The sequence below is a fragment of the Streptomyces sp. NPDC045955 genome (assembly GCF_056430805.1).
Genome location: NZ_JBWKKY010000003.1, coordinates 477,235 through 502,035, shown reverse-complemented (window position 1 = coordinate 502,035; position 24,801 = coordinate 477,235). Strand labels below are relative to the sequence as shown.

The 24,801-nt window shown below is 71.3% G+C and carries 22 protein-coding genes; 13 read left to right on the top strand and 9 right to left on the bottom strand.

Features of this window, described 5'->3' with window-relative positions:
• The first annotated feature begins 233 nt into the window (after nt 1-233).
• The 4 genes from AC07F0_RS08645 to AC07F0_RS08630 all read left to right on the top strand — a co-directional run bounded on the left by AC07F0_RS08645 (nt 234) and on the right by AC07F0_RS08630 (nt 4,366).
• A complete protein-coding gene (locus AC07F0_RS08645; protein ID WP_478976264.1) occupies nt 234-1,391 on the top strand; it encodes an aromatic ring-hydroxylating oxygenase subunit alpha in 1,158 nt (385 codons plus the stop codon).
• The gene (locus AC07F0_RS08640; RefSeq protein ID WP_478976007.1) at nt 1,388-2,212 is read left to right on the top strand and encodes an SDR family NAD(P)-dependent oxidoreductase; all 825 of its coding nucleotides are present in this window, start codon (nt 1,388-1,390) and stop codon (nt 2,210-2,212) included. The genes AC07F0_RS08645 and AC07F0_RS08640 overlap by 4 nt, the downstream gene beginning before the upstream one ends.
• Nucleotides 2,213-2,243: 31 nt before the next feature.
• Nucleotides 2,244-3,980 carry a PEP-utilizing enzyme gene (locus AC07F0_RS08635; protein WP_478976004.1) on the top strand — a complete coding sequence of 579 codons (1,737 nt, stop codon included), beginning with the start codon at nt 2,244-2,246 and terminating at the stop codon, nt 3,978-3,980.
• A 71-nt stretch (nt 3,981-4,051) separates the two neighbouring features.
• Nucleotides 4,052-4,366: a putative quinol monooxygenase gene (locus AC07F0_RS08630; protein WP_478976001.1), complete on the top strand. Its 315-nt coding sequence runs from the start codon at nt 4,052-4,054 to the stop codon at nt 4,364-4,366.
• A gap of 36 nt (nt 4,367-4,402) precedes the next feature.
• Here the strand turns inward: AC07F0_RS08630 and AC07F0_RS08625 are convergent, their stop codons facing one another.
• From AC07F0_RS08625 to AC07F0_RS08610, 4 genes are read right to left on the bottom strand one after another with little or no spacing between them, the layout of a single operon-like run.
• Nucleotides 4,403-5,434 carry an NADP-dependent oxidoreductase gene (locus AC07F0_RS08625; protein ID WP_478975998.1) on the bottom strand — a complete coding sequence of 344 codons (1,032 nt, stop codon included), beginning with the start codon at nt 5,432-5,434 and terminating at the stop codon, nt 4,403-4,405.
• Nucleotides 5,435-5,438: 4 nt separating this feature from the next.
• The gene (locus AC07F0_RS08620; protein ID WP_478975995.1) at nt 5,439-5,663 is read right to left on the bottom strand and encodes a transposase; all 225 of its coding nucleotides are present in this window, start codon (nt 5,661-5,663) and stop codon (nt 5,439-5,441) included.
• A 7-nt stretch (nt 5,664-5,670) separates the two neighbouring features.
• On the bottom strand, nt 5,671-5,997 hold the full coding sequence (locus tag AC07F0_RS08615) for a 2Fe-2S iron-sulfur cluster-binding protein (protein WP_478975992.1): 327 nt from the start codon (nt 5,995-5,997) through the stop codon (nt 5,671-5,673).
• Complete coding sequence (locus AC07F0_RS08610; protein WP_478975989.1) at nt 5,982-7,388, bottom strand: aromatic ring-hydroxylating oxygenase subunit alpha; 1,407 nt, start codon at nt 7,386-7,388, stop codon at nt 5,982-5,984. The genes AC07F0_RS08615 and AC07F0_RS08610 overlap by 16 nt, the downstream gene beginning before the upstream one ends.
• A gap of 74 nt (nt 7,389-7,462) precedes the next feature.
• Between AC07F0_RS08610 and AC07F0_RS08605 the strand changes: the two genes are divergently transcribed.
• Genes AC07F0_RS08605 through AC07F0_RS08595 form a run of 3 tightly spaced genes read left to right on the top strand, consistent with a single transcriptional unit; the run spans nt 7,463 to nt 10,893 of the window.
• Nucleotides 7,463-8,707: an ATP-binding cassette domain-containing protein gene (locus AC07F0_RS08605; RefSeq protein ID WP_478975986.1), complete on the top strand. Its 1,245-nt coding sequence runs from the start codon at nt 7,463-7,465 to the stop codon at nt 8,705-8,707.
• 27 nt (nt 8,708-8,734) lie between these two features.
• Nucleotides 8,735-9,832: an ABC transporter permease gene (locus AC07F0_RS08600; RefSeq protein WP_478975983.1), complete on the top strand. Its 1,098-nt coding sequence runs from the start codon at nt 8,735-8,737 to the stop codon at nt 9,830-9,832.
• Nucleotides 9,832-10,893, top strand: coding sequence for an NAD(P)-dependent alcohol dehydrogenase (locus AC07F0_RS08595; RefSeq protein ID WP_478976262.1), 1,062 nt, complete (start codon nt 9,832-9,834; stop codon nt 10,891-10,893). The genes AC07F0_RS08600 and AC07F0_RS08595 overlap by 1 nt, the downstream gene beginning before the upstream one ends.
• Here the strand turns inward: AC07F0_RS08595 and AC07F0_RS08590 are convergent.
• From AC07F0_RS08590 to AC07F0_RS08575, 4 genes are all read right to left on the bottom strand, one after another.
• Nucleotides 10,881-11,585 (bottom strand): DUF4328 domain-containing protein, encoded by a 705-nt coding sequence (locus AC07F0_RS08590; RefSeq protein ID WP_478975979.1) that lies wholly within the window; start codon nt 11,583-11,585, stop codon nt 10,881-10,883. The genes AC07F0_RS08595 and AC07F0_RS08590 overlap by 13 nt on opposite strands.
• Nucleotides 11,586-11,757: 172 nt before the next feature.
• Nucleotides 11,758-12,540 (bottom strand): ThuA domain-containing protein, encoded by a 783-nt coding sequence (locus tag AC07F0_RS08585; RefSeq protein ID WP_478975976.1) that lies wholly within the window; start codon nt 12,538-12,540, stop codon nt 11,758-11,760.
• Between the two features lie 3 nt (nt 12,541-12,543).
• Complete coding sequence (locus AC07F0_RS08580; RefSeq protein WP_478975973.1) at nt 12,544-13,308, bottom strand: SDR family NAD(P)-dependent oxidoreductase; 765 nt, start codon at nt 13,306-13,308, stop codon at nt 12,544-12,546.
• Nucleotides 13,309-13,368: 60 nt separating this feature from the next.
• Nucleotides 13,369-14,610 carry an acyl-CoA dehydrogenase family protein gene (locus tag AC07F0_RS08575; protein WP_478975970.1) on the bottom strand — a complete coding sequence of 414 codons (1,242 nt, stop codon included), beginning with the start codon at nt 14,608-14,610 and terminating at the stop codon, nt 13,369-13,371.
• A gap of 195 nt (nt 14,611-14,805) precedes the next feature.
• Here AC07F0_RS08575 and AC07F0_RS08570 point away from each other — a divergent pair, with 195 nt between their 5' ends.
• From AC07F0_RS08570 to AC07F0_RS08545, 6 genes are all read left to right on the top strand, one after another.
• Nucleotides 14,806-16,344, top strand: coding sequence for an AMP-binding protein (locus tag AC07F0_RS08570; protein ID WP_478975967.1), 1,539 nt, complete (start codon nt 14,806-14,808; stop codon nt 16,342-16,344).
• Between the two features lie 27 nt (nt 16,345-16,371).
• Nucleotides 16,372-16,977, top strand: coding sequence for a histidine phosphatase family protein (locus AC07F0_RS08565; RefSeq protein WP_478975964.1), 606 nt, complete (start codon nt 16,372-16,374; stop codon nt 16,975-16,977).
• A gap of 28 nt (nt 16,978-17,005) precedes the next feature.
• A complete protein-coding gene (locus AC07F0_RS08560; RefSeq protein ID WP_478975961.1) occupies nt 17,006-18,190 on the top strand; it encodes an acetyl-CoA C-acyltransferase in 1,185 nt (394 codons plus the stop codon).
• Between the two features lie 18 nt (nt 18,191-18,208).
• A complete protein-coding gene (locus tag AC07F0_RS08555) occupies nt 18,209-19,177 on the top strand; it encodes a PDR/VanB family oxidoreductase (RefSeq protein WP_478975958.1) in 969 nt (322 codons plus the stop codon).
• 83 nt (nt 19,178-19,260) lie between these two features.
• A complete protein-coding gene (gene icmF / locus AC07F0_RS08550) occupies nt 19,261-22,488 on the top strand; it encodes a fused isobutyryl-CoA mutase/GTPase IcmF (RefSeq protein ID WP_478975955.1) in 3,228 nt (1,075 codons plus the stop codon).
• 56 nt (nt 22,489-22,544) lie between these two features.
• On the top strand, nt 22,545-23,399 hold the full coding sequence (locus AC07F0_RS08545) for a 3-hydroxybutyryl-CoA dehydrogenase (protein ID WP_478975952.1): 855 nt from the start codon (nt 22,545-22,547) through the stop codon (nt 23,397-23,399).
• A 156-nt stretch (nt 23,400-23,555) separates the two neighbouring features.
• On the opposite strand, the gene AC07F0_RS08540 is transcribed toward AC07F0_RS08545, so the two are convergent.
• A complete protein-coding gene (locus tag AC07F0_RS08540) occupies nt 23,556-24,569 on the bottom strand; it encodes a LacI family DNA-binding transcriptional regulator (RefSeq protein ID WP_478975950.1) in 1,014 nt (337 codons plus the stop codon).
• Nucleotides 24,570-24,801: the final 232 nt, after the last annotated feature.

Below are 24,801 nucleotides of genomic sequence, written 5' to 3'. Positions count from 1 at the left end.
TTGACAGACCACACTAAGTCCTGTTGTCGTTTCGGACACAGCCCAGCTGTCGCATTCCGAAGCCGGTCACCGGCTCGCGGCTGGGAGGATGTGAGGACATCGTGGTCCAAACCAGTTCGCCGGAGATTCGGGAACCAGACGCGGGGCCCAGGTCGTCGATCCCGGCCCCGTCGGCCCCCGAATACTCGTCGTGGATCAGCCAGGACCGGTCCACCGACGCCGCGTCCGTGACGATGCGACGGGAGGCCGCCGAACTCGTCGAGCGCGTGATGACGCACTACCGCGACAACACGACGCACGAGGCGGACGGCCAGTGGACGGAACCCGTCGCCAACTACCTCGACGCCGACCGCTGGCAGCGCGAGACCGACGCCGTCCACCGCAGCGTCCCCCTGCCGCTCGCCATGTCCTGCGAGCTTCCCGGGCCGAACACCTACAAGGCGATCGAGGTGCTCGGCATCCCCGTGCTGATCACCCGTGACCGTCAGGGCACCGTGCACGCGATGATCAACGCCTGCCGGCACCGGGGAGCCAAGCTCCTCGAACCCGGCTGCGGGGTGTCGAAGCGGCTCACCTGCCCGTACCACTCCTGGTCGTACGACCTCGCCGGAGAGCTGCGGGGCGTGTACGCCGAGAAGACGTTCGGCGAGGTGCCGCGCGAGGGCCGCAGCCTCGTCAGGCTCCCGGCCGGGGAGCGCGCGGGGATCGTCTTCGTCTCGCTGGATCCGGAGGCCGAGCCCGACCTGGACGCCTGGCTGGGCGACCTCCAGCCCCTGCTGGAGGGCCTCCGGCTGGCGGAGTGCCACCACTACGCCACCAGCGAGCTGACCAGTCCCAACTGGAAGGTCACCCTCGACGGGTACCTGGAGACGTACCACTTCGCCTCGCTGCACCCGAAGACGGTGTTCGAGACGAACCTCTCGAACATGATGGCCCACGACACCTGGGGCCCCCACCAGCGCATCGCACCGGCCCTGCGCCCCATCGCGCAGGCGGTCGAGCTGCCGCCGGACCGGCGTGACCCCGGGGACTGTGTCGGGCCCATCTACTGGCTCTTCCCCGGCCTGGCGATCGCGGGCGGCTGGCGCCAGAAGATCGCCGTCTCCCTGGTGCTCCCCCGGACGGCGACCGAGTCGGTGACCCAGCAGATCATCCTGCTGCGGGACCCGGCGGTCACCGAGGAGGAGCGCGAGGCCGCCGACCGTTTCGGCGCGTGGTTCCACGAGGTGGTCCGCGACGAGGACTACGCGACCACCTACGGAGTCCAGCAGGGCCTGAAGGCCCTCGACGGGACCGACTTCGTCTTCGGACGCAACGAGCCCGGACTCCAGCACTTCCACCGCACCATCCATCAGCACCTGGACACAGCACCCCACAGAGCCGCCAGGTGAGCAACCAACAAGACTCGCGGGAGAACACCATGGTGGCTACGGGCAGCCTCGACGGACGTGTCGCGGTGATCACGGGCAGCACGCGCAGCATCGGCCGCGCCATCGCCGAGGCCTTCCTGGCCGACGGCGCCACGGTCGTCGTCAGCGGCCGCAGCGAGGTCAAGGGCAAGCAGGCCCTGGAGGAGATGGACGCCGGGGACCGGGCCGTCTTCCACCCCTGCGACGCCAACAGCCAGGAGGACATCGAGGGCCTCGCCGACTTCGCCGCCGAGCGCTTCGGCAGGCTCGACATCTGGGTCAACAACGTCGGCGGCAGCTCCGGCTTCGCCCCGATCCACCAGCTCAGCGACGAGGCCTGGCACGACGCCCTCAACCTGAACGTCAACGGCTACTTCTACGGCACCCGCCGGGCCCTGCAGAAGATGCTGGAGGGCGGCTGGGGCCGCATCATCAACATCTCCTCGGTGGAGGGCAAGCAGGCCAACAAGCCCGCGATCAGCCACTACATCACCAACAAGCACGCCATCCACGGCCTGACCAAGGCGACCGCCTTCGAGTACGGCACCCAGGGCATCACCTGCAACGCGATCTGCCCCGGCGCCGTCGACACCGACCTCATGCGGGCCGCGGGCCCCGCCGCCGCGGAGGCCGAGGGCATCTCCTACGAGGACTGGCTGAGCCGCTTCGCCGAGCATGCCGCCACCAAGAAGATCACCACGGTGGAGCAGATCGCGGCGGTCGCCTCGCTGCTCGCGAGCGAGGCGGGGGCGGGTATCACCGGCACGCTGATCAGCGTCGACGGCGGAACAGCGCAGTGGTAGGCGCGGGCACGGACAGCGGGAGACCTCGGTCATGAAGAGCTGGATCACGGACTGGCAGCGCAGTGAGCGGCTGCCGCACTACACCCGGGCCAACGCGGGCGAGACCCTGCCGGAACCCGCCAGCCCGCTGGGCTGGACCCTGGTCTGGGGACGGGGCCTACAGGGCTGGCGTCGCGGCTTCGTCGGGTTCGGCATCTACCGCGAGGAGGAGGTGGCCGGCCCCCGGCCGCCGTTCGTCGGCATGTTCGGCGGCCACTTCTATCTGAACCTGTCCCACATGCGGCTGTTCGGCATCCGCATGGGCCAGACGGCGGACCAGATCGACGCGGCCTTCGTCGGTCAGCGCTCCGACACGCCGGTGTACCTGGCGCACCCGGACGACCAGGACGAGGAGCTGACCGCCAAGGCGGGCGCGACGCTCCAGCGGATGCTCGGCCAGACCGGCTTCCCGGAGGCCGACGCCGACCGGGAACGGCTGCGCGCCCTGCGCCGCTCGCGACCCGACCTGGCGAAGCTGTCGGACACCGAACTGGTGGCGCACGCCCGGTCGTTGCTGGAGGAGGTGGAGACGACCTTCCAGCGGCACGTCGAGTCGTCGCTGCCCGCGTCCGTCGGACCGGCGATCCTCGGCCCGCTGTGCGCGAGCGCGGACCGCCCCGGCGCCATGCTCGACCTCATCGGCGGTCTCGGCGACGTCGACTCCGCCTCCCCCTCGACCGGACTGTGGACACTGTCCCGCCAGGTGGCGGCCTCGGCCGAACTGAGCACACTCTTCGACCAGGGACCGGCGGCCGTGGAGCGGGCGCTCGACGGGGCGAACGGGGACGTGAAGGCGTTCCGGGACTCCTTCGAGGAGTTCCTCGCGGAGTCCGGCGACCGCGGTCCCAACGAGTGGGACATCCACGCGCTGTCGTGGGAGGCGTCGCCCGTGCAGGCGCTGGCCCTGGTCGACCGGATCCGGCACAGCCCCGACGACGACTCCCCGGCCGCCCGGCACCAACGGCTGACCGAGGGGCGCGAGCGGACGGCGCGGGAGATCCGGGCCGTGCTGCCCGAGGAGACGCAGCCGATGTTCGACGCCGGGATGCACGCCTCCCGGGTGTGGATCCCGGCCCGCGAGCGCACCAAGGCGAACTGCGTCACCGTCGTCAACGAGATCCGCATGGCCGTACGGGAGCTCGGCCGCCGCGGCGTCGAGGCGGGGCTGTTCGCCCGGCCCGAGGACGTGATGATGCTGCTGGACACCGAACTCGACGACTACGTCGCCGCCCCGGAGTCCTTCGACCCGGTGATCGCGCGGCGGCTGGAGGAGTACGCGAGCCTGCACGAGCTGGAACCGCCGTTCTTCGTCGCCGACGACGCGCAGACCGAGATCGACACCTGGCCGCGCCGCGCCGAGGAGCGGACCGAGGTGGCCGTCGAGGGTGATGTGCTCGGCGGTGTCGGCGGCAGCCACGGCACGTACACCGGCAGGGTGCGGGTGGTCACCGACCCGGCTTCGTGTGAGGCGCTGGAGCCCGGCGAGGTGCTGGTCGCGCCGATCACGGACGCGGCCTGGACCCCGCTGTTCCTGGTCGCCGGCGCGGCCGTCGTGGACGTGGGCGCGCTCAACAGCCACGCCGTGGTGGTCTGCCGTGAGCTGGGCATCCCGGCCGTGATCTCCGTCGAGGGCGGGACGCGGCGGTTGCGGGACGGCATGGTGATCACGGTCGACGGTGAGCAGGGCACGGTCACCGTCGACAGTGTTCCCGCGCCGCTCGGCATCTGAGAACTCCGCGGGCCCGTCGCTTCCCTGCACCGGAGCGACGGGCCCGCGGGCACGACCTCGAAAGGACCACCATGGTTGAGGGCATCATCGTGTCCGGCTGGATGGACTACGAACCCGGCGACCGGGACACCGTGCTGGCGGCCCTCGTCGAGCTGGGCCGGCGCACCCGCGAGGAGGAACCCGGCTGTCTGGACTACGCGATGACCGCCGATCCCACCGACGAGCGGCGTATCCGCGTGTACGAGTACTGGACCTCGCGGCAGGCCCTCGACGAGCACTTCGCCACGCCGCACATCAAGGACTTCCGGGCGGCCGTGGCGGGGCTGGCCCGGGTCGGGGTCTCCCTGACGGCGCACACCGTCGCCGCGTCACGTCCCATGCGCTGAAACGGCGCCCCGGCCGGGGCGCCGTTTCCAGTGGTCTCAGCGGGAACCGTCCAGCCGCACCAGCATCTTGCCGACGTTGCCGCCGCCCAGCAGGGACAGCAGCGCCCCCGCGGCGTTCTCCAGGCCGTCGACGACCGTCTCGCGCGCGGTGATCCGGCCCTCGGTGAGCCAGCCCGCGACCCGCTGCTCGAACTCCGGCCGCAGGTCCTCGTGGTCGCGGACGATGAACCCGGACAGCGTCAGCCGCTTGAGGACCGCCTGCATCAACTGGTTGATGTCCACGGTCCGCCCCGCGTCGCCGAACTGCGACATCATGCCGCACAGGGCGACCCGGCCACCGGTGCGCAGCGCGTGCAGAGCCGCGGCGAGCTGCTCACCGCCGACGTTGTCGAAGTACACGTCGATACCGTCGGGTGACAGCCGCGCCAGCGCGTCGCGCACCGGCTCGTCGCGGTAGTCCGCGGCCGCGTCGTAGCCGAACTCCGTCACCAGCAGGGCGCACTTGTCCGGCCCTCCGGCGGTCCCGATGACGCGGTCCGCGCCCAGCAGACGGGCGAACTGGCCGGCGGCGGTGCCGACGGCACCGGCCGCCGCCGACACGAAGACGGTGTCGCCCGGCCGCAGTCGCGCGATACGGGTCAGGCCGACGTACGCGGTGAATCCGGTCTGGCCGAGCAGGCCCAGCCAGGTGGGCAGCGGCGCGAGGTGCGGGTCGATGCGGCCGGCGCCGTCGACGGCCGCCGCGTCGAGCACGGCCCGCTCCCGCCAGCCGAGCTGATGGCGTACGTAGGTGCCCGGCGGCACCGAGGCGCAGCGGCTCTCCTCCACGACACCGAGGGCGCGGCCGTCGAGCGGTGATCCAGGGGTGAAGTTGTGCGTGTAGTGCTTCTCGGTGGCCGACAGCCGCCCGCGCATGGACGGGTCGACGCTCATGTAGAGGTTGCGAACGAGCAGCCGTCCCTCTCCCAGGGCCGGCAGCGGGCGCTCCTCGACGACGAAGTCGCCGGGAAGCGGTTCTCCGTCGGGCCGGCGCGCCAGGCAGACCACCCGGGTGGTACGAGGCGTCACGGGATCACTCCTCCGGCTGCTGGGTGCTGCGCCGCTGGGCGAGGCGGCCGACCCAGCCGGCCATCTGGAGGTCGGCGTGGCGCAGTTCGCCCGACTGCCACCGGCCCTGGAAGTCGAAGACGCCCTGCACCCCTGTCCTGGGATCGGTCACCTCGACCAGGCCGTCCTCGGTGAGCCGGTACACCTGACCGGTCAGCGGGTGGATCACTTGTTTGGACATGTTGGACATGGGGGCCTCACTCCTGCACTCGGCGGCGTACGCCGCGCTTGGTCACGGTCACCGGGCCCTCGACCCGGAGCCGGCAGGCGAGCCGGGTCAGGCCGTCCACCGGTCTGCGCAGGGCCTCGATGCCCTCGCGTTCCAGCGGGTCCACGGGGGAACAGTTCTCGGCGCCCTCCTCGACCTGGACGAAGCAGGTGCGGCAGGTGCCCTTGCCGCCGCAGAGGGTGGGCCAGCGGTAGCCGAGTCGTCCGGCGGCGGTGAACAGGTCCTCGGCGTCGAGGACTTCGAGCTCGACGCCGGAGGGCCTGACCGCCACCCGGTGGGTCATCTGCTCATCCACTGGTCGAGCGTCTGGTTGAAGTGGCGGATGCGGCTCTCCTGGTAGTTCGCCAGGGTGATGCCCGGCTTGCGCATCGCCTTCAGGCCCTGCTGGACGTAGGGCAGGTTCTCGCAGTCCTGGTCGAAGACGGGCCCGAGCACGCCGAGTTCGGGGATGTCGGCGAAGAGCGTGTCCTTTGGCACCCAGCGGATCTTCGCCGGGGGCGGCGTCTCGCCGGGCCGCTTCGGGGACGACATGAAGATGATCTCGGCGATGCAGGAGTCGGGGTCGAGGCCGTGGGGCCGGAACCGGTAGATGATGTTCGACTTGGCGCCGCCCCAGGGGTTGAAATTGGGGAACAGCAGGTAGTTGATGGCGTCCAGCAGCTCGGTGTCGGGTGTTTCCGAGAAGTCCTGCTGCGAGGTGGCCGCCAGTTGTTCGCGCATCCGCGCGGCGAGGACCTGACGGGCGGTGCCGCCGGGCGGGATCGCCGGCAGTTCGTCACCCTCCTGCATCACCAGGTCACGTCCCTGGGCGGCGGCGTAGAACGAGCGCGAGTCGTAGAAGGTCTCCAGGACGTCCTCCTCGGTGACCGAGTCCGCCACGTGCGGGCTGGGCGCGCCCTGGATGTTGATCATCCGGTTCCAGTTCGGCTGGTCCGCCATGACGTCGTACTGCGAGTTGGCGTCGGCGAGCCACGTCAGCATCTGCGGATGTGTGGCGATCACGTGGAAGGACTCGATGAACGCGTCCTGCGCGACCTTCCAGTTGCAGGGCAGCACCTTGGCGATGTGCAGCGACTTGTAGCGGTTCTCCAGCGGCCAGATGTAGTAGTCGTCGAAGGTGCCGCGGTAGCTGTCGAAGGGCTCGGCGTACGGGTCCATGTTGATGAAGACGAAGCCGCGCCAGGTGGCCACCTGGGCCTCGGGGAGGGCGAACTTCTCGGGGGTGACGTGCGGGAAGTCCCAGGCGCAGGGCGGGCTCTGCATGGTGCCGTCGAGGTTCCAGGTGAAGCCGTGGAACGAGCAGCGGAACTCGCTGACGTTGCCGCCGCCGATGCGCAGTTTGCGGCCGCGGTGCAGACAGACGTTGACGTAGGCGCGGATCTCGTCGGGAGCCGTGCGGACGACGATGAGGGAGTCGTCGCCGATCTCGTAGACCTCGTGGTCGCCGACCTCGGGGATCTCGCTCTCCAGGCAGGCGAACTGCCAGACACGCCTCCAGACCTGCCGCATCTCGCGTTCGGCCCACTCGCGGGAGGTGAAACGGGCGGTGTCGATGTCCTCGCTGCCGAGGTAGTCGTTCCGCTCGTACCTCAGGGCGGGGGGAACGGGGCGGCTGTCCTGGTCGAGGTAGTCCTGGACGCTGGGCCCGGGGCACCGTGCCGTGGCCGGCTCCGACGTTTCGTCCATCATCTCTCCTCCGACGTCAGGTCGCGGCGTCCCGCCACGACCGGCTCCGCTTCGTCCATCAGGAGCTGGGGCTGGTGGGCGAGTTGAGCGCCATCGACAACCTCGCGCTCAGCCACGGCTTCGCCCGCACGGCCTTCGGCAACATCCGCTGGCCGGAGATGGAGCGGCGGACGAGCGCCCTCGTCGAACGGTTCGGCCTCGGCATCGACGTACGGCGGCCCCTGATGACGGCTACCCCCGTCCAGCGCACGGTGGTGGCCATCGCCGCCGCGCTGCAGGGCTGGGAGGGCCGCCGCGGGGTCCTGGTGCTCGACGAGCCCACCGCGGTACTCCCGCCCGGCGAGGTGGCCCGCCTCTTCGACATCGTGCGGGAGGTCCGCGACGCCGGCGCCGGTGTCCTGTACGTCTCGCACCGGATGGACGAGATCTTCGCGCTCGCCGACCGGGTCACCGTGATCCGCGGCGGGCGCCGGATCGCCACCCGCCCGGTCGCCGAGCTCACTCCGCGCCTGCTGGCGGAGCTCATGGCGGGCGAGGACATGGAGACCACCCATCGCCCGGCACCCCCCTCCGGTCCCACCCACCCCGTGCTGGAGGTCCGCGACCTGTGGGCCGGGCCGTTGCGGGGAGTCGGGTTCGACCTGGCCGGGGGCGAGCGCCTGGGCATCACCGGTCTGGTCGGCTCCGGCCACGAGATCGTGCCGTACGCGGTGTGCGGGGCCCACGCCGGCCGGGTGAGCGGCAGGCTGCGGCTGCCGGAACGCTCCGAGCGGTGGACCGAGGCGCGTGACGCGAGTGGCCTGGGCCTTCCCCTGGTCCCGGCGGACCGGGCGGGCGAGGGAGTGATCGGCGACTTCTCGGTCGGCGAGAACCTCACGCTGCCGCTCCTGGACCGGCTGCGCTCCCGGTCCGGGCGGTTGCGCCGACGCCGCGAGTCCGCCCTGGCGCAGGACTGGATACGGCGGGTCGGAGTGCGTACGGCCGGCCGCCATCCGGCCGGGGCCCGGATCACCACGCTGAGCGGCGGCAACCAGCAGAAGGTCGTGATGGCCCGCTGCCTGGCCGGGCGGCCGCCGGTGCTGGCGTTGTGCGAACCCACGGCGGGCGTGGACATCGCCACCCGCCTTCAGCTGTACGACCTGATAGAGCGTCAGTCCGACGAGGGCATGGGCGTCATCGTGTCCTCCTCCGACACGCAGGACCTGCTCGCGCTGTGCACCCGCGTCCTGGTGGTGCGGGACGGCCGGATCGCACGCGAGATCAGCGGCCGGGACATCACCGAACCCGCGCTCGTGCACGCCATGGAAGGAACCGAGTGACATGAGCCCTGGAAGGAACCGACTGACATGACGTCCACCCCCACCCGGGCGGCGGAGGTCCCGCCGTCCGTACCGGAGAGGTCCCCGGTGTCCGTGCCGGGGACACCGGTCCGACGGGCGGCGGCCGCCCTGTCGTTCCGGAACATCGGCGCCGTGTACGTGTGGCTGGTCATCGTCGTGCTCTTCACCGTGTGGGCGCCGGACACGTTCCCGACCACCATCACGGTCAAGCAGGTACTGAACGGCAACGCCGTGGCGGGCCTGGTCGCACTCAGCGTCGTCCCCCCGCTGGCCGCGCGCGTCTTCGACCTCTCCATCGCCTTCACCATGTCGCTCACCAGCGTGCTGACCGCCTGCTTCATGGTTACCTCCGGGCTCGGCCCCGGCGCGGCCATCACCCTGGCGATGACCGCCGCACTGCTGATCGGGGTCGTCAACGGCATCGTGGTGGTGGTCCTGCGCGTCGACTCGTTCATCGCCACCCTGGCCACCGGTGCGCTGATCCAGTCCCTCATCACCATGGTCACCAACGACAGCTCCATCACAGGTGTGCGGCTGCTCGCCGAGCCGTTCGCGAGCATCGCCCAGCTGGACGCCGGCGGCGTCACCCTGCCGGTGCTGTATCTGCTGCTCGCCGCCCTCGCCATCTGGTTCCTGCTGGAACACACCGCCACCGGGCGCCGGTTGTACGCCACCGGATTCAACGCCGACGCGGCCCGGCTGCAAGGGGTGCGCACCGACCGGCTGCGCTTTCTGACCCTGGTGGCCTCCGCGCTGCTCTCCGGTTTCGCCGGTGTCGTCTTCACGGCCTCGGTCGGCTCCGGATCGCCGACCGCGGGCACCCCGTATCTGCTGTCGGCCTACGCCGCCGCCTTCGTCGGGGCGACCCAGTTGCGCGCGGGCCGCTTCAACGCCTGGGGCACGGTCCTCGCGGTCCTCCTCCTCGGCACCGGCATCACGGGCCTCGGGCTGGCCACCAGCGCGCAGTGGGCCGCGAGCCTGTTCACCGGCTCGGTCCTCATCGTGGCGCTGGTCCTCACGGGGGGCCGGATCGCCCTGCCCACCATGCTGCGCCGCCGGGCGAAGACCCGGCCGGACTCGACCACCGGCAAGGAGATCGGATGATGAAGGCAGTTCAGTACCGGCGCGTGGGGCACGCCCCCGAGGTGGTGGAGGTCCCGGTACCCGAACCCGGCCCGGGCCAGGTGCTGCTGAAGGTGACGGCGGCGGGGCTCTGCCACTCCGATCTGGCGGTGATGGGCTGGCCCGAGGAGCAGTTCCCCTACGCCCTGCCGATGACACTCGGTCACGAGGGCGTCGGCACGGTGGCGGCGCTGGGCGCCGGTGTCACCGCCGTGGCGGAGGGCGAGGCGGTGGCGGTGTACGGCCCGTGGGGCTGCGGGCGCTGCCACCAGTGCGCCGAGGGCAAGGAGAACCGCTGTCCGCGCGCCGCCGGGCTCGGCATCCTGCCGCCGGGGCTCGGCTCACCCGGTGCCCTGGCCGAGTACCTTCTGGTGGACTCGCCCCGGCACCTGGTGCCGCTGAACGGACTCGACCCGGTGCAGGCCGCACCGCTCACCGACGCCGGACTGACCCCGTATCACGCGATCCGCGGATCGCTGCCGAAGCTGCTGCCCGGCAGCACGGCGGTGGTGATCGGCGTCGGCGGTCTGGGGCACCTCGCCGTGCAGCTGCTGCGCGCACTGACCCCGGCCCGGGTGGTCGCCCTCGACGTGAGCAAGGAGAAGCTGGAGCTGGCCCGCGAAGTCGGCGCGCACGAGACGCTCCTCTCCGACGGCGAGGCGGCCGCACGAATCCGCGGACTCACCGGCGGTACGGGAGCGCAGGTCGTCCTGGACTTCGTCGGAGCCGAGGCGACTTTGGCGGTCGCCGCCGCGTCGGTGGCGGTGGCGGGCGATGTCACCGTCGTCGGCCTCGGCGGGGGCACGCTGGCCGTCGGCTTCGGGGGCGGTCTGCCGTTCGAGGTGTCGGCCTCCTTCCCCTACTGGGGCAGCCGGACGGAACTCATGGAGGTCCTGGAGCTCGCAGGCCGGGGTCTCGTGTCGTCCCACGTCAAGACCTTCACACTGGAACAGGCGCCCGAGGCGTACGAGCGCCTGCACGCCGGGGAGATCGACGGCCGCGCGGTGGTACTGCCGCACGCCTCGTCGCCTCACGCGCCGTAAGGGCTGCTCGCGGTCGCCTTCAGCCAGTGCATGGACGTCAGGCGGACGGCGAAGTACACCGCGGCCACGGCAGCGGCCATGTGCAGGACGTCCGCCGCCATGTACTGCATCACCGCGGCCCGAATCTGCGTGTGGGTCTCGGCGCTCTCGTATCGCGACGCGGCGTACAGGCCGGACAGCGAGCTGGCGACGAGCAGGCCCCACCACAGGTTCACGGGCCAGATCCCTGCCCGGTACGGTTCCCCGTCGGCGGGCAGGGGTGACGCGGCACCCCACATGTCGACGGCGATGCGGTACGGCAGCCAGAAGTTCGCCAGGGGGATGAGCCAGCCCCCGATGGCCCAGCCCGGGCCCTTACGGAACCGATCAGGTGCCAGCAGCCCGGTGTTGCGGCGCGTCGAGAAGAACCAGGCGACGAAGAGGACCGCGCAGGGCACGAACACGATGCCCTGCACGTTGCCGGCTGTCTGGTACAGCGAGTAGGCGGCGTCCAGTCTTTGCCGGGGAGCGGCGGCGAATCCCTGGTCCTCGTCGATGAGCAGGTAGATCCGGGCTCCGGCGAAGATGCCGAGGAGATCGCTCAGGGCGACGATCGCGAGCGACACCGACGCCGCGGCCAGCAGGCCGCGCACCGAGCGTGGTGTTCCGTTCGGCAGCATGCGACGCGGACGGAGTTCATCGGAAGCAGACATGACGGTTGGCCCCCCACGGGCGGAGTACGAAAAGGCCCGCGAAAGAGCGCGTGCGGAGGCACGGTACGCCTGCTGCGAGGCCCCGTCCATGGCAATCCGCAGGTCGGACGGTCGGGCTGGACCCCTGCGCAGTCCCCGCGGGTCCCCCGGCACCCACTCCACGGCCCGTGCTTCACCGAGCCGGGCTTCGCCCGCCCACCGTCCGCTCCACACAGCGCCGGAGCACGGTCAGGAACTCCGGTGTCTGCCAGGGCCCCACGTCCACGCGCCCGGTGTCGTCGACGCCGAGGTCCTGCACGTCGTAGCGGCCCCGGCAGTGGCCGAGAGTGAAGTAGCAGAGCTCGCCGAGGCCGTGCCGCTTGAGGTACAGCACCGGCCGGGGCGCGCGGTCGAGGGCCGCCGTGTCGCCCTCGGCGAAACCGCGGCACGGCCCCGTGTACTCGGTGTGCAGCAGCACCTCCAGCTCGCCGTGCAGCTCGCACACGTACAGCTCGTCGGTGACCGTGAACGGTTCGATCCCGGCGACCAGCGGGTGCTCGGGCCGGGTCACCCGCACCTCGTACGGTTCGATCGGCGGGTGGGCCAGGAACTGGCTGCCGAGCACCTCCGCCAGGTCCCCGAGCAGCCGTGGCGTCGTGAACACCCGCGGGCCGCTGCCCGTCGACGGCTCGATCACCGCGTTGGTGCCGTGCAGGGCGAGCCAGCGCCCGCCCCGCTCGACGAACCGTGCCAGCGCGGCCCGTTGCGCCGGGCGGGGCCGGACGTCGCAGGTGTAGGTGACCAGCACGTCGGCCCTGTCGAGCGCGGCCACGCAGTCGTAGTCCTGGTACACCGTGGTGCGCACCCGGGGATGCTCGCCGAGCAGCTCCAGCAGCCGCAGTCGCGCGAGGTCGAAGTCGTGCCAGCGGCCGCCGCAGACCAGTACGGCGTCAAGGCGGCCGGCCGGGCCACCCACGGCTCAGTACTGGACGCGGGTGAGCAACCCGCCGTCCACCACGAGGTTGACCCCGACGCAGAAGGAGCCGGTCCGTCCGAGCAGGAAGGCCACCGCCGCGGCCACGTCCTCGGCGGTGCCGTAGCGGCCGATCGGCAGCTTGGCCAGGATCTCCTCGTACACCTCCGGGCGGCTGGTGCGGATGGTCTCCCAGGCGCCGCCTGGGAAGTCGATCGGGCCGGGCGAGACGGTGTTGACGCGGATGCCCTTCGGCGCGAGGGAGTGCGCGAGGGCCGAGGCGTGCTGGACGACGGCGGCCTTGAGCGCGGAGTAGGAGTTCGCTCCGGCCGGGCGCGCGGTGTCGGAGGCGTTGGTGGTGCCGATGGCCACGACGGCGGCCCGCTCGGAGGCCTCCAGGTACGGAAGAGCCGCCTCGACGAGTCCCGCGAACGGGATCAGGTCGCCGCGCAGGCTGGCTTCCCAGGATTCGGGGCCCTTCACATTGCCGGCCGACACGTTGGACACCAGCAGGTCCAGGCCGCCGATTTCACCGGCCGCCCGCTCCACGAACGCCGCCAGGGCTGTCGGGTCGGTGACGTCGACCGGGTCCGCGAACACCGTGGCCCCTTCGCCACGCAGTTCGGCGGCTGCCTTGGCCAGCCCTTCCTCGCCCCGGGCGCACAGAGCCAGTGCGCAGCCCTCGGCCGCGAGGGCTGCGGCGATCGCCCGGCCGATGCCCCGGCTCGCGCCGGTCACCAGCGCCTTCGCTCCTGTCAGTCCCAGATCCATCGATGTCACTCCTTTGTGATTGCCGGAACGGTCCCGGTAGCCCGGTTGCCGAGAAGTCCTTCAGTTGCCGGGGAGCTGCGAGAACGGCGCCCGGTCCGCCCGCGGCTCCGGTGGCAGCTTCAGCACCCGCTCGCCGATCAGGTTGCGCTGGATCTGGTCGGTGCCTCCGGCCAGCCGGTAGCCGGGGGCGCCGAGCAGGTGCTGTGTCCAGGCGAAGGTGCCCGGTTCCCCGGTGTCGGCGCTGATGCGCGCCCCCATCAGCTCGGCGGCGACCTGTCCCGTGCGGGTGAGCAGGTCGGAGGCCATGAGCTTGGTCAACGACGCCTCGGGGCCCGGCCGTCCGCCGGCCGCGCTCGTCCTGGCGACGCGGTCCACGGTGGCCGCGCGCAGGGCGGCCCGCACGTACAGGTCGGCGAGACGCTGGCGGACCAGCGGGTCCGAGGTGCGGTCGAGGGAGCGGGCGAGTGCGAGCACGTCCGAGAAGGTGCCGCCCTTGCGGCGGTTGCCGCTGCCGGAGGCGGTCCGTTCGAAGGCGAGGGTCGTGGTGGCGACCTCCCAGCCCTGGCCCGGCCGCCCGATCCGGAGCCGGTCCGGGACGCGTACGCCGCTGAGGAACACCTCGTTGAAGGACGCGCCGCCGTTCATCTGCCGGATGGGGCGCACCTCCACGCCCGGGGCGTCCATCGGGACCAGGAAGGCGGTGATGCCGGCCTGTTTGACGACATCCGGGTCGGTGCGGGCGAGCAGCAGGCCGTAGTCGGCGAACTGGGCGCCCGAGGTCCACACCTTCTGGCCGTCGATCACCCACTCGCCCCCGTCGGTCTGCCGGGCGCGGGTGCGCAGGGCGGCGAGGTCGGACCCGGCACCCGGCTCGCTGAAGAGCTGGCAGGCCAGCAGGTCGGTGCGCAGGAACGCGCGTGCGTGCTCGTGGAGTTGCTCCGCAGTCCCGAAGAGGGAGACGGCCATCGCGACCAGGCGCACGGTGACGCTGATCAGCTCGGTGGAGGGTGGCACCTCGAAGGCGGACTCCTCCTCGGCGAAGGCGGCCACGTGGGCGGCGGTCAGGCCCGCGCCGCCCCTGTCCGTGGGGAGGGTCAGCGCCTGGTAGCCGGCGTCGAAGCGGGCCCGCTGATAGGCGCGGCACCGCTCCAGCAGCAGGCGTTCCTCGTCCTCGGGCAGGTTGTGGAACACGGCGAGATCGGCGTCTTCTCCGGTGGACTCCGGCGCCCGCGCCGGTTCGAGCACGCCGGCCAGCCACTGCCGTACCTGCGTGCGCCATGCGTCCGGATCGGGCTGGGGCATGACTCCTCCTCGGACACTTACCAGACGAAAGATTCAGTAACGGTGGCGGCGAAGTGCGCCAGCCAGGCGCCTTGAGCATGCGGGAACACCTCCGCTTGGAACAGAGTGTTCCGTACTTTCTTGATAAACGCTACAGTCTCCGCATCACCTCTCCCCCTCGATTCGGGAGAGGACCCAGGAGCCGCCGGAGGAGCCATGTCGCCGCTGCCACTCGACCGTCGCGCCCAGGAGACCCCCGAGGACCCCGCCCTGGTGGACGACCTGGGCGTGCTGTCCTGGTCCGACCTCGCCGACCAGGTGGCGCGGGCGGCGGCGCGGCTGCTGGAGTTCGCACCCGGTCCCGACGACCGGATCGCCGTCCTCGGTGACAACGCGATCCCGACGCTGGTGGCCCATCTGGCCGGCCTGCGCGCCGGGGTCGGGACCGTGGCCACGTCCCGGAACCTCACCTCGGGCGAACTCGTCGACCAGATCATCGACGCGGGCGTGACCGCGATCGTCACCGGTCCCGCAGGGGCGGGTGCCGCGCTGGACGCGGCCCGGGAACTGGGCCTGCCGCTGGTGACGCACGGAACTCCGGCCGCCGGGCACGCCTTCGACTGGGACCTGTGGCTGGCGGCCGCGCCGGCCGGACGCGCCGTCCCGTCGGACCGGCCCGCCCGGCCACCGCTCGTCTACACCTCGGGCACCACCGGTCGGGCGCGCGGCACCGAGGTGCGCTGGGTGAGCGGCCCGGTCGCCGACAGCGCCGCCTACCTCGCCGCGATGTCCGCCCGGCCCGGATTCCCGCCGGGGCCGCATCTCGTGTGCGGTCCGCTCCAGCACAACGCGCCGCTGACCTCGCTGCGGCACCTGGCGGCCGGTCAGCCGGTGGTCGTCCTCGGCAGATACGACGGGGAGACGTTCCTCAGCCGGGTGCAGAGGTGGCGGGTCTCCTCGACGGTGATGGTGCCCACCCACTTCCAGCGGCTGCTCGCCGTCCCGGAGGAGGTCCGCGCCCGGTACGACGTCTCCAGCCTGCGGCAGGTCTCCCACACCGGCTCGGCGTGCCCGCCGGACGTGAAGCGGGCCATGATCGAGTGGTTCGGTCCGGTGCTGACCGAGTCGTACGGCGCCAGCGAAGCCGGGACGGTGGCCCGCATCAGCAGCAGCGAATGGCTGGCGCACCCGGGCTCGGTCGGGCGCGTCCGGGCCCCGTTCGAGGTCCTGGTCACCGATGACGACGGCCGGCGGCTGCCGCCCGGCGAACGCGGGCTGCTGGCCTTCCGGGCCCCCGACGACCAGGGTGTCCGCTACCACGCGGACCCGGACAAGACCAGGTCCGCCTATCTCTCCCCCGGCGTCTTCACGCTCGGCGACATCGGCTTCGTCGACGCGGACGGCTACATCTTCATCACCGACCGGGCCGCGGACGTGGTGGTCTCCGGCGGCGTGAACCTGTACCCGGCCGAGAGCGAGGCGGTCCTGCGGCGGCACCCGGCGGTCACCGAGGTCGCGGTCATCGGCGTGCCCGACCCGGACTTCGGCGAGTCCCTGCGGGCGCTCGTCGTGGTGGCGGCGGACGAGCCGCCGGCCGATGAGCTGGACCGGTTCTGCCGCGAGCACCTCGCCGCCCACAAGTGCCCGAAGTCGTACGAGTTCGTCCCCGAGCTGCTGCGCAACGCGATGGGCAAGCTCGACAAGCGTGCGATGCGCCGCCCGTACTGGCGCTCCGAACGCACCATCGCCGGCTGAGCCGGGCTCCCCCAGTAAGGACCACCCATGACCGAACTCCTCCTCATCCGGCACGGCCTCCCCCTGGCGGGCGTCTTCGACCCCCGGCTGTCACCGGAGGGCACCGCCCAGGCCGAGCGCCTCGCCGCCTGGCTCGTGCACGAGGACGTCGACGCGCTGTACTCCAGCCCGTACCGGCGTGCCCGCGAGACCGTGGCACCCCTGGAACGCCTCACCGGCATGACCGCCACCGTCCTCGACGACCTGCGCGAGTGGGACACCGACGTGTCCCAGCCCTACATGCCGCCGGAGCAGATCGGCGCGGACGATCCGCGGGCGGCGGCGCTCGCCGAGGGGCGCTACGAGGACTTCGTGCCCGAACTGGACTGGGACGCCTTCCGCGCCCGTGCCCGGCGGGCCATGGACACCATCCTCGACGCCCATCCCGGAGGGCGGGTCGCGGTCGTGTGCCACGGCGGTATCACCAACACCTATCTGGCGACGGTGCTCGGGCTGCCCACGATGTTCTGGTTCCACCCCGACTACACGTCCGTCAGCCGGGTGCGGCGCATGCCCGGCGGCCGGATCGTCCTGCACTCGGTGAACGAGACGGCCCACATGGTCGCCGAACGTGCCGTCGACGCGGTCGCCTGACCCGCCCCACACCCCAGGAGGTCCCGGCATGCCCGGATCCGTCATCGTCGCCGGAGCAAGGACGCCCATCGGCAGGCTGGCGGGTGCCCTGAGCACCGTGTCCGCGGTCGACCTCGGCGCCCACGCCATCGGCGCGGCACTTGCCGCCGCCCGTCTGGACCCGGCAGCGGTGGAAGCCGTGGTCATGGGTCATGTCGTGCAGGCCGGGGCCGGGCCGAACCCGGCACGGCAGGCGGCGGTCCGCGCCGGCGTTCCGTTCTCCGTCCCCGCGAGCACCGTCAACAAACTGTGCCTGTCCGGTCTGCACGCCATCGCCCTGGCCGACCTCATGATCACCTCCGGCCGCCACGAGGTGGTCGTCGCCGGTGGCATGGAGTCCATGTCGGGCGCCCCGCACCTGCTGCGCGGCGCTCGCAGCGGCTGGAAGTACGGATCGGCCGCGGCCGAGGACGCCCTCGATCGCGACGCCCTGGTCTGCGCCTTCGACGGCGTCTCCATGGGCGCGGCCACCGAGCGCTACCAGCACGCCCTGTCCCGCGAGGAGCAGGACGAGTACAGCGCGCTGTCCCACCAACGGGCCGCCCGCGCCCGGGAGTCGGGCGCGCTGTCCGCGGAGATCGCCCCCGTCACCGTGGCCGGACGCCGGGGCGAGACGGTGGTGGACATCGACGAGGGCGTACGGCCGGGAAGCACCACCGAGAGCCTGGGGCGCCTGAAACCGGCCTTCTCCGGCGCCGGAACCATCACCGCGGGCAACTCCTCACAGCTCTCCGACGGCGCCGCGGCCGTCGTCGTGATGAGCGCGGAGCGCGCCCGGTTCGAGGGCCTGACGCCACTCGCCGAGGTCGGCGCCTACGGCACGGTCGCCGGCCCCGACCCCTCACTGCTCGTCCAGCCGGCCGGCGCGATCCGTGACGCCCTGTCCCGTGACGGCCGCCTGAAAGCCGCCGACCTGGACCTGTTCGAGATCAACGAGGCGTTCGCCGGAGTGGCCCTGGCTTCCGTACGGGAGCTGGACCTCCCTCTCGACAAGGTGAACGTCAACGGCGGAGCGATCGCGCTCGGGCACCCGGTCGGCATGACCGGAGCCCGGCTCGTGCTGACCCTCGCGGCCGAACTGCGGCGGCGCGGAGGCGGCAGCGGAGCGGCGGCCCTGTGCGGGGGCGGCGGCCAGGGCGACGCGCTGTTGCTGCATGTGCCGACCCAGGACTGAACCCGGAGCCGAATCATCATGAACGTCCAACTGACCTCGGTCGACACGACCCTTGTCGTGGCGGCCCGTACCCTCGCCGCCGACGGCGTCGTCTCCCTCACCCTGCGCCGCCCCGACGGCGGGATGCTCCCCGCCTGGACACCGGGCTCCCACATCGACGTATTCCTGAACGGTGACGACGGGGGCCTGATCCGTCAGTACTCCCTGTGCGGAGATCCGGCCGCGCGCGACTCCTGGCAGATCGCCGTGCTGCGCGAGCCGCAGGGCCGCGGAGGCTCCGCGTACATCCACGACCACCTGCGCGAAGGCACCGTCCTGCGGGTCCGCGGACCGCGGAACAACTTCCCGCTGCGGCCCGCCGCACGCCACCTGTTCATCGCCGGCGGCGTCGGTATCACGCCCATCCTCCCGATGGTGGAGGCCGCCGAGTCCGCGGGGGCCGACTGGCGTCTGCTGTACGGCGGGCGCACCCGTACCTCCATGGCGTTCCTGGACCGCCTCGCCCCGCACGGGGACCGGGTGCTCGTCCGTCCGCAGGACGAGTACGGCCTGCTGGACCTCGCGGCCCACCTCGGCGCACCCCAGGAGGGCACCCTGGTCCACGCCTGCGGTCCCGAGCCGCTGTTGCAGGCGGTGCAGGAACACTGCGGGCACTGGCCTCCCGGCACGCTGGGCGTCGAACGGTTCGCTCCGGTACGCGCGGACGCGACCGGCCAGGCCGAGGCCTTCGAGGTGGAGCTCGCACGATCCGGGCTCACCCTCACCGTGCCGGCGGACCGCTCGGTGCTCGAAACCGTGGAGCAGGCCGGTGTAGCGGTGGACTTCTCCTGCCGGGAAGGCACGTGCGGCACCTGTGAGACGGACGTACTCGGCGGCAAGCCCGACCACCGCGACTCGCTGCTGACCGAGGACGAGCGGGCCGCCGGCGACACCATGCTCATCTGCGTCTCCCGCTCGTGCGGGACTCGCCTCGTCCTGGATCTGTGACGGCGATCACTCCCTGCAATTTACTAGGACGTCCTAGTATCTCTTCTGTCGGCAGTACCCCCGCCCCGTCCGGGAAGGCCCCCATGAGCGACCTGCACCGACCCGTGCACCCTGTCCGCCTGGTCACGGCTTCGGCTCTGTTCGACGGGCATGACGCGTCGATCAACATCATGCGGCGCATCTTCCAGTCGCAGGGCGCCGAGGTGATCCATCTCGGACACAACCGGTCCGTGCGGGAGGTCGTCGACGCCGCTCTGGAGGAGGACGCCCACGGTGTCGCCGTCTCGTCGTACCAGGGCGGGCACGTGGAGTACTTCGAGTACCTGGTCGAGTCGCTGCGCGCGGCGGGAGCCGACCACATCCGTGTGGTGGGCGGCGGAGGCGGCGTCATCGTGCCCGAGGAGATCGCCCGGCTGCGCGGCAGCGGGGTGACCATCTTCTCGCCCGAGGACGGGCAGCGGATGGGCCTGGCCGGGATGGTCAACTCGGTTGTCCAGGACTGCGACTTCGACCTCTGGGACGGCAAGCCGGCCGACGCGTCCGCCGTTCTGGCCGGTGACCGGTTCGCGATCGCCCGCGCCATCACCGGAGCGGAACTGGGCAAGCTGCCCCCGGATCTCCTGGAGCGGCTGCGGGCCACCGCCAAGGCGCGGGTCATGCCGGTGCTCGGCATCACCGGTACGGGCGGCTCGGGCAAGTCGTCACTGACGGACGAGCTGGTGCGCCGCTTCCGCCTCGATCAGCAGGACAAGCTGCGGATCGCCGTGATCGCGGTCGACCCGACCCGCCGCCGCGGCGGCGGGGCACTGCTCGGCGACCGGATCCGCATGAACTCCCTGGACGGGAACCGGGTCTTCTTCCGCAGCCTGGCCACCCGTGGCAGTCGCGAGCTGCCCGAGCACCTGTCCGACGTCATCGACGTGGTCAAGGCCGCCGGGTTCGACCTGGTGATCGTGGAGACGCCGGGCATCGGCCAGGGCGACGCGGCGATCGTGCCGTTCGTCGACACCTCGCTGTATGTGATGACACCAGAGTTCGGTGCCGCCTCGCAGCTGGAGAAGATCGACATGCTCGACTTCGCCGACGTCGTGGCGATCAACAAGTTCGAGCGGCGCGGCGCGCAGGACGCGCTGCGTGACGTGGGCCGCCAACTGGTCCGTAACCGTGAGGCGTTCGGCAAACGGCCCGAGGACATGCCGGTGTACGGCACGTCGGCGGCGACGTTCAACGACGACGGTGTCACCGCGCTCTACCAGCACCTGAAGACGGGCCTGGCCGAGAAGGGCCTGCCGCTGTCCGAGGGCGCGCTGGCACCGGTCGCGGTACGCCACTCCTCCGGCATCCGGCAGGTGGTCCCCGCAGGCCGGGTGCGCTACCTCGCCGAGATCACCGACACGGTCCGCGCGTACCACACCGAGACCGAGCGACTGGCCGAGGCGGCCAGGCGGCTGCAGCGCCTGGAGGCGGTCAGGGACGAGCTCGTCGAGGCCGGCTCCGACGCCGCGAACGTGGACTCACTGCTCGACGACGCCCGCAAGCGGCTCCCGCACCAGATCACGGAGCAGATCGGGAACTGGCCCGCCGTCATCGCCTCCTATTCCGGAGACGAGCAGGTGGTGAAGGTCCGGGACAGGGAGATCCGCACCAAGCTGACCCGCGAGTCCCTGTCCGGCAACAGGGTCCCGCGCGTCGCCCTGCCCCGCTTCACCGACCACGGGGAGCTGGTGCGGTTCTGGCGCGGGGAGAACCTGCCCGGCTACTTCCCCTTCACGGCAGGGGTGTTCCCCTTCAAGCGCGACGGCGAGGACCCGGCGCGGATGTTCGCCGGTGAGGGCGATCCGTTCCGCACGAACCGGCGCTTCAAGCTGCTCTCCGAGGGCCAGCCGGCCACCCGCCTGTCCACCGCCTTCGACTCGGTCACGCTCTACGGCCGCGACCCGGACGAACGTCCCGACATCTACGGCAAGGTCGGCACGTCCGGGGTGTCGGTGGCCACGCTCGCGGACATGAAGGCCCTCTACGACGGCTTCGACCTGACCGCACCCACCACCTCGGTCTCCATGACCATCAACGGCCCCGCGCCGACGATCCTGGCGTTCTTCCTCAACACGGCCATCGACCAGCAGACGGAGAAGTTCCGAGCCGCCGAGGGCCGTGACCCGTCACCCGAGGAGGCGGCCGAGCTGCGGGCCCACGCGCTCGCGAACGTGCGCGGGACGGTGCAGGCCGACATCCTCAAGGAGGACCAGGGCCAGAACACCTGCCTGTTCTCCACCGAGTTCTCGCTGCGGATGATGGCCGACATCCAGGAATGGTTCATCGCCCACAAGGTCCGCAACTTCTACTCCGTGTCCATCTCGGGCTACCACATCGCCGAGGCCGGCGCGAACCCCATCAGCCAGCTCGCCTTCACCCTCGCCAACGGCTTCACCTACGTCGAGGCCTATCTCGCCCGGGGCATGCACATCGACGACTTCGCCCCGAACCTGTCGTTCTTCTTCTCCAACGGCATGGACCCCGAGTACTCCGTCCTCGGCCGCGTCGCCCGCCGTGTCTGGGCCGTCGCGATGAAGGAGAAGTACGGGGCGGGCGAACGCAGTCAGAAGCTGAAGTACCACGTCCAGACCTCCGGACGCTCCCTGCATGCCCAGGAGATGGACTTCAACGACATCCGCACCACCCTGCAGGCCCTCACGGCCATCTACGACAACGCGAACTCACTGCACACCAACGCCTACGACGAGGCCGTCACCACCCCGTCCGAGGAGTCGGTCCGGCGGGCGCTGGCGATCCAGCTCGTCATCAACCGCGAGTGGGGCCTGGCCATGAACGAGAACCCCCTCCAGGGATCGTTCATCATCGACGAACTCACGGACCTGGTGGAGGAGGCCGTACTCCAGGAATTCGAGCGGATCAGCGAGCGCGGTGGCGTGCTGGGCGCGATGGAGACCGGCTACCAGCGGGGCCGCATCCAGGACGAGTCGATGCTGTACGAGCAGCGCAAGCACGACGGCACCCTGCCCATCATCGGCGTCAACACCTTCCTCCGCCCCGGCGGCGACAGCCGGCCTCAGGAGCTGGAACTCGCCCGGGCCACCGAGGCGGAGAAGCAGTCCCAGCTGGAGCGCGTGCGGGACTTCCACACCGGCCACCGCGACCGGGCCCACGACGCCCTGGCCGCCCTCAAGAACGCGGCGACGAACGGCGACAACGTCTTCGCCGTGCTCATGGACGCCACCCGGGTCTGCTCGCTCCAGCAGATCACCGAGGCCTTCTTCGAGGTGGGCGGCCAGTACCGCCGCAACGTCTGACCCAGCCCCGCCGCCACGGAAGCCACCCCGCAGCGACTCACCAGATAGGACCTCAGATGGATCCCGTTACTCGTCTCGGCGTGGCCGGATGCGGCCTCATGGGCTCCGGCATCGCCGAAGTCGCGGCCCGCAGCGGCATCGACGTCCGGGTCGCCGAGGCCACGCCGGACGCGCTGGAGGCAGGCCGCCGCCGGCTCACCGCCTCACTCGACCGAGGCGTACGGCGCGGCAAGCTCAGCGAGGAACAGCGGGACCAGGCCCTCGCCAGGCTCTCCTTCACCCACGACCTCAGTGACCTGGCCGACCGTCAGTTCGTCGTCGAGGCGGTCGCCGAGAACCGTGACATCAAGACGGACGTCCTGCGCACCCTCGACAAGGCGGTCGAAGACCCCGCGGCGATCCTGGCCACCAACACCTCCTCGATCCCCGTCGTCGATCTCGCCGTCGTCACCGAGCGGCCCGCGCAGGTCATCGGCATGCACTTCTTCAACCCCGTGCCCGTGCAGCAGCTGGTGGAGCTCATTCCCGCCCTCACCACCAGCGCGGACACCGTGCGGCGCACCCGCGGTTTCGCCGGGCAGCTGGGCAAACAGGCCATCCAGGCGCCCGACCGCTCCGGCTTCGTGGTCAACGCCCTCCTCGTGCCCTACCTGCTCAGCGCCGTACGGATGGTGGAGTCGGGCTCCGCGCGGCCGGAGGACATCGACCGGGGCATGGAACTCGGATGCGCCCACCCCATGGGGCCGTTGCGGCTGCTCGACCTCATCGGCCTCGACACCGCGCAGGCCGTGGCCGAGTCGATGTACGAGGAGTTCAAGGAGCCGCTGTACGCCCCGCCCGCCCTCCTGCGCCGCATGGTCGCCGCAGGCCACCTCGGCCGCAAGAGCGGCCGGGGCTTCCACACCTACTAGCTTGATCCACGCCGCCTGCACTCCGGTCGGCGCCAGGCTCGGCAAGGCCCTGATGGGCTGACACCTCACCGAACGCGGACAGCGATCACCCGGACGACCGAGACCGCGGTAGTCGATCAGCCGGCCGGGCCCGTTCCACGCCGTCATGCTCGTCAGTCAAGCGCTTGAGCGGACGACCAGCCGCGTGGGCAGGATCAACGGGGTGGGGTCGTGTCCGTTGACGACCGTGACGAGCATGCGCGCCATCTCCCGCCCGAGAGCCGCTATGGGCTGATGGACGGTGGTGAGGGGCGGATCGGCGACCTGGGCGACGGTCAGGTCGTCGAAGCCGACCACAGCGACGTCGGCGGGGACCGCCCGGCCGGCCGAGCGCAGGGTGCGCAGCGCCCCCGCCGCCATGTTGTCGTTGGCGGCGAACACCCCGTCCAGGTCGGGATGGTGCGCCAGCAGGACGGCCATGGCGGCGGCTCCGCTGGGCTCGGTGAAGTCCCCCTCCTGCGGCGGCAACGGATCGAGGCCGGCCGCCAGCAAGGCGTCCCGGTATCCGCGGTACCGGGCACGCCCGGCCTCGGTGTCCAGGCGCCCGCAGATCGCGGCCACGCGCGTCCGGCCGCGTGACACCAGGTACTCGGTCGCCTCGCGGGCTCCGCCGACGTTGTCGACGTCCACGTACCACCGGGGAGTCGAACCGACCGGGCGCCCTCCGAACACGACGGGCATCTCCGCCTCCTCGGCGATATCGGCCAGCGGATCGTCCTCGCGCAGCGCCATCAGCATGACACCGTCGGCACCCTTGGTCCGGAAGAGCTCCTCCACCCGCTTGCGGCCCCGGTCGGACGCGGCCAGGCACAGCATCAGATGCAGTTCGGCCTCTTCCAGAGCTGCCGACGCCCCCACGATCACCTGGGCGTAGAACGGATCCGCGAAGATCGACGGATCCTCTCCCGAGACGACCAGGGCGGCCGCTCCCGTCTGACGCGTGGCCAGGGCGCGGGCGGCCGGGTTGGGCACATAACCGAGTTGCCGGACAGCCCGTTCGACCGCCTCCCGTTTGGCGCGGCTGACATGCGGAGCGTTGTTGAGGGCGCGGGAGGCCACGGAGCGGGAGACACCGGCGCGTTCGGCCACCTCGTCGAGCGTCGGCTGTCGGCGCGGCGCGTCCTGTGCCATGAACCACGAGCCTTTCCCCCAGGGAGGGTTCTCGACCTCCACAAGTTTGGGACCGCTTCCAGTCTCAGGGTCAGGGAGGCGTGTTCTCGCCAGACGAATCGCGTCGGGCATCGCCTCTTGACTCCTCAACTACCCCGCAACACCATACCGAACACACCCCGGCGATTTTCCAGTGCTGCTGGGATCGCTTCCAATGGGAGCGCTCCCAAGATCCGGTCGTAACACCGCTCCT